The 4620-nt window shown below is 31.1% G+C and carries 3 protein-coding genes; all 3 read right to left on the bottom strand.

Annotated features, from left to right (window positions below; all coding sequences use genetic code 11):
- Positions 1-254: 254 nt before the first annotated feature.
- The 3 genes from ABNX05_RS25935 to ABNX05_RS25925 all read right to left on the bottom strand — a co-directional run bounded on the left by ABNX05_RS25935 (position 255) and on the right by ABNX05_RS25925 (position 4235).
- Positions 255-1148 (bottom strand): patatin-like phospholipase family protein, encoded by an 894-nt coding sequence (locus ABNX05_RS25935; RefSeq protein WP_349662324.1) that lies wholly within the window; start codon positions 1146-1148, stop codon positions 255-257.
- Positions 1149-1340: 192 nt separating this feature from the next.
- Entirely contained in the window at positions 1341-3026 is a 1686-nt protein-coding gene (locus ABNX05_RS25930; RefSeq protein WP_349662323.1) for a methyl-accepting chemotaxis protein, read from the bottom strand.
- A 36-nt stretch (positions 3027-3062) separates the two neighbouring features.
- Complete coding sequence (locus tag ABNX05_RS25925) at positions 3063-4235, bottom strand: ATP-grasp domain-containing protein (protein WP_349662322.1); 1173 nt, start codon at positions 4233-4235, stop codon at positions 3063-3065.
- Positions 4236-4620: the final 385 nt, after the last annotated feature.

Below are 4620 nucleotides of genomic sequence, written 5' to 3'. Positions count from 1 at the left end.
TTTCGTTCACTAACTCGAGGTTAGTTACTAAAAACTTTATTGATTACGTTTTGCTTGTTCAGTTTTCAAGGTTCATTTATAATCATTATCTCTTTTGTTAAGAGTTAACTTTTATATAATAACATGTTTTATACATAATGTCAAACAGTTATTTTATTTTTATATTGTTCTAGTTGCATGTTCATCAGCAACTTTTATATAATACCATCTACCTCATAGGACGTCAATAGTATTAATACATTTTTTTAAAAGTTTTATAGTTTATATCTCGGCCATGCTTTTAAAAATTGAATCGTACGGTTTCTTCCAATTTCTAAAAGTGTTTCTTTAGTCTCTTCGTCTAAATCAAATTGTGTAGCGCTATAATCATCAACAGGAATAAAAATAATATCTCTTTCATGTCGTCTTGAGATATATCTTTCATCATGAGCATCTTTCATAGTAGAAAATAAAGCTTCAAATAAATTTAATCCATTTTTTATTTCATGTGGGTGTTGCTCTTCTCTACGTCTACTCAATTTAAGTCCAATAATCGGTCGCACTTTACGTCCTTCTCTATCATCAAATACCCACAACGGAAAATTACTTAATACACCGCCATCTACAATAACTGAATCTCCTTTTCCTGTTTTTAATGTAACGGGTTCAAAGAAAAATGGTATACCACAACTCATACGTAAAGCACACGCAACCGAAAAATTTTTAGCATCAATATGATAGTTTTGTAAATCATCCGGTAACACAATCATTCTGCCATTTGTTAAATCTGAGGCCACTAATTTTAACGAATCTCTGGGTAAATCTCCGAATGTATAAACGCCTTTTGCTGCTAATTTCTGAAAAAACCATTTTTCTAACGCTTTTCCTTTATATAAACCTAAATGGTGATAAACATTAACCCACTTCATAAATGGGAATGGTAAGATTGTTTTCCTTGGATCTAATAATGAAGGTACATCCAACTCTTCTAGCATAGTCTGGATTTCTTTTCCGCTATATCCTGCAGCAATAAAAGCAGCTAATATAGCCCCGGCACTAGTTCCAGCTACCCGTTTAAAGCGAAAATTCTCAGCTTCTAGTACTTGATACGCCCCAACAAGTGCAAACCCCTTCAAACCGCCACCAGAAAAAACACCATCAATCCACAAAATTTCCTCTCCTTTTTAAGATAATCGTTACATTATATAAAGAGTTATATACAATTAGAACGAACTCAATGAGTATTTTGTCGAATTTACAAATGACTTTGATACTGGCATACGGATCTAAAAATAGTAAAAGGATTAGCTCTATTCAAGTTAGAGCTAATCCTTTTAACTTAGTTAATGTTATTGCTTAGATTACTTAATTTTAAAATGTGAAATTTGACCTTTCAAGTTTTCAACCATATCATTTACTTGATTAGCTGTTCCTAGCATTTCTTCCATAAAAGCAGATTGCTCTTGCATAGTTGAAGCAATATTTTGGGTACCTGCTGATGTTTGCTCCAATGATTGCACAGTTGTTTCAGTAGTCCCTAATACTTGTTCAGAGCTTGCTGATATTTGTTCTACTGTTGAAGCAATTGATTGCGTTCGCATACTAATGTTTGAAATTAGAGATGAGATTTTTTGGAAAGTATCTCCAGCCAATCTTATTGCGACAGTCTCTTGATCAATTTCATCTACTACTCTCGTAATAGCTTCAACCGATTCATTAGAATTATTTTGCATTTCAGAGATTAATTTAGTTATGTCATTAGCAGATTGGGCAGATTGTTCTGCTAAATGTCTTATTTCATCTGCGACAACAGCAAACCCTTTTCCGTATTCACCTGCACGAGCAGCCTCAATAGCTGCATTTAGTGCTAGTAAATTAATTTGATCTGAAATACTTGTAATTACATTTGTAATTTGTCCTACTTCTTTAGAACGTTGATGCATTTGTTCAGTCATTTGCATAGAGGCTTTTGAAAGCTCGTTAATTGAGTCAATTCCTTGTACGGATTGTTGAATGACATTATTACCTTGATTGGATTCTTCAGATGTCTTTATAGATTCATCAGAGACGTTTGTAGTAGATTCTGTAATTTCTACTATCCCCTCTGATATTTCTCTAATCGCAATTTGATTTTGAATAGCCCCAGTTGTTACCATTTCGCTACTTACTGAAACTTCCTGAATTGCTGCTGATACCTGATTAGCCATTTCTGTCACTTGCTCTATACTTTGAGTCAATTCTTTAGACCCGTTTGCTACATAGTCTGCTGTTGCGGAAACATGGCCTATAACTTCTTTTAGCTGTACTTGCATACTATTAAAGCTTGATGCAAGTTGACCAATTTCATCATTACTTGTATTTTTTATTTCCTGTGTTAAATCACCAGCTGCAATTACTTTAGTATAATCTACAAGTTCATTTAACGGTTTAGATATTCTTTTAGCAGTGAAATATGCTAGTATACCACTTACCACAATAAATATAAGTGCTAATAATACACATACTTTTATTAATAAATTTTCTAGATCAACTATAAAATCTGCATCTTCATCTAATCCTAAGACAGAATCTGTTCCTTGAACTTGTAAAAATGTAGACTTATGAGCGCCGTAATCATCTTTATAAATATCACTTGTAACCATTTTAGTTGTACCTAGCGCTGCTTTTTGTTCATCTGTAAACGCTAGTGGTGATAAATACTTATCGTCATTACCTAAAAATAAAATGACTTCTTTATTATCTACTTTACTCATAATATACACATTTTCTAATTCATTCTTTTCTTGAAATGCATTTCCTCTAGACAATAGTTCTTGATATGCACTTTTGTTTGTTTTAGCACTATTGATTAATTCTTTATCAAATAACTCATCAAAATCCTCCATTTTCATTGTTAAGCTCTCTTCAAACTGAGGAACAATATACCCTTCAATTAAACGATCAGCTACAATAAAGATGGCTAAGCTAAAAATTGTGCTTATAACAACAATAGGCATTAATACGTTTAATAATATTTTCTTTCTAATTGTCATACCTTTAAACATCATTAAAGCTCCTAACTGAAATAGAAAAATTAGTAATTATTATACAAATACTAATTCTTCTAACGCTATATATTGATTCAGATCTAAATTCAATAACCTTATATTTTCATTTAAATCTGGTGACTTATGAAAGATTACAGCAAAAGTAGAGCTTTCATTTACTTTCATTGGTCGGTATTCTAAAATTTCACCAAAGTTTAGTTTAAACGCTTCATGATTAATAGATACAACTTGCTTATAATCAATAGAAGCATCTACTTCAGCACAACAAAAACTATAAATTGAATCATCCATTTGATTAACTATATTTTCCCAATCAGGCTTTTCTTGTTTAAAAAAGTACTCACATGCATTTACACCATATGCATGAACGCCAAGTTCATTTGTACCGATACCAGCAAATCTAAGTGGATTTACTTCAATAGGAACAATCTGTTCATCATTATCGATGCGAATTTCAATATGTATTGGGGCAGACTTTAAAGCGAAGAACGATGAAATAGTTTTTAAAAACTCTTGAATTTTGTTGAGGGATTCATTTATTACTTGCTTACTCGTATAGTAAATCCTATCGCTCATGTCTTTCTCATGCCTAAACATTCTTTTAAAAAGATTTAGGATAACAGGTTCCCCATCTCCTGTAAAATATACGTCAACAGCGTATTCATCACCTTCAATTAATTTTTCAATTATAAATGATTGATTATTAATAACTTCGATTGGATACTCCGAACTTGTAACTTCCATTTCAAACTTAAGTTGTTTAATAGTTTCTTTATATTCTTCTACCTTATCAATACGATGTACACCTATACTTGAATATCCTATAACAGGCTTAACAATAATAGGGAAAGGTAGGGCACTAGGATCTAATTCTTCTAATTCTTTTAGAGAAACTTCTGTGAAAAAGAAATTTTTATAATGTCTACTTAATGTTTTCCTGAAAGTAACTTTATTTTTCAAAATATCTGTAACAGTTGTTAAATAGTGATTAGGCGCATATTTTGATAAAATATTAAGTCCATTTTCAGAGTTAAAGAGAATTGGAGAATTCCCCTTCTCTAATTCAATCAACAAATCGTCTACCTTTTTTAAATTTATAGTAGATTCATTTGGTATAAAAACTTCATTTAATTTGATTACCGGAATTTTATTCTTACTAATTGTGTCCGCTAATAATTCCGAAACATAAGGTCTATCTAGTATTATCAATATTTACACTCCTATCTATATATTTTTTACATATCTATATCCTAATAGTATGTAAAAATAACCATTACCTATTTTAATATATAATACCTATAAAAGCCATAATATTACCTTTTAATACTATGGGTAATTTTACATCGAAATTAATATGAAAGCATAATGAAATATCTAAATACCAATGAGTATATTTGACTATACAAAGATTAACTTTTGCTAAAGTAAATAATTAAAAAATCGAGAAACTTAAATTAGCTTCTCGATTTTTTACTATTGGTTAAATACTATTTGTTTAATTTTATAAAAAAAACAGCCAGCACACAGCTGACTGTCTAAATTGCCTAGCGACGTCCTACTCTCACAGGGGGAAGCCCCCAACTACCATCGGCGC

This window comes from Lysinibacillus zambalensis, assembly GCF_040183165.1.
Lineage (GTDB): Bacteria > Bacillota > Bacilli > Bacillales_A > Planococcaceae > Lysinibacillus > Lysinibacillus zambalensis.
Note: the sequence above shows the minus strand (reverse complement) of the source record. Positions and strands in the feature narration are given on the sequence as shown.